Source organism: Cellulosimicrobium composti, assembly GCF_010287905.1.
GTDB classification, from domain to species: domain Bacteria; phylum Actinomycetota; class Actinomycetes; order Actinomycetales; family Cellulomonadaceae; genus Cellulosimicrobium; species Cellulosimicrobium composti.
Window position 1 is genome coordinate 1 of the sequence record NZ_JAAFAN010000156.1, and the last position, 622, is coordinate 622.

Here is a 622-nt window from a genome sequence, read left to right on the forward strand (position 1 = left end):
GTGGGGGGGGGGCGGGTGGGGGGGGGGGGGGGGTGGGGGGGGGGGGGTCAGCGGGGGTCGAGGGGCAGCTTGAAGCCCTCGTGCGACTGCTCGTACCCCAGCGACCGGTAGAAGCGGTGCGCGTCGGCGCGCTGCTTGTCGGAGGTGAGCTGCGCGAGGGCGCAGCCTCGCTCCCGGCCCCACGCGTGGGCCCAGGCCATCATGGCGCGGCCCACGCCCCGGCCCCGCAGGCCGCGGTCGACGCGGACGGCCTCGACGAGGAGCCGCGACGCGCCCCGCCGCGAGATCCCCGGGATCACGGTGAGCTGCATCGTCCCGACGACCCGGCCGTCCTGCTCCACGACGACGAGCTCGTTGTTCGGGTCCGCCGCGATCGCGGCGAAGGCAGCCTCGTGCTCGGGGCCGATCTGACCCGTGCGGGCGCGCGCGACCTCGTCGTCCGCGATGAGCTCGACGACGCGCGGGAGGTCCGCGGCGACCGCGGCACGGAAGGAGAGACCCGGCGTCGGGCCCGGGTCGGTCGGGGACGTGGTGCTCACGGTCGGCGACGGTACCAGTCGCACGCCCGTCCCCAGCCCGCCGAGCATGCGGTCGTCGCCCGTCCCGAAGCCGGGCCGGGCGA

At 77.3% G+C, this 622-nt stretch carries 1 protein-coding gene; it reads right to left on the reverse strand.

Annotated elements, in window-relative coordinates; translation table 11 throughout:
- Positions 1-47: 47 nt before the first annotated feature.
- A partial coding sequence (locus tag GYH36_RS19135; protein ID WP_246209819.1) for a GNAT family N-acetyltransferase occupies positions 48-622 on the reverse strand: 575 nt, incomplete at its 5' end.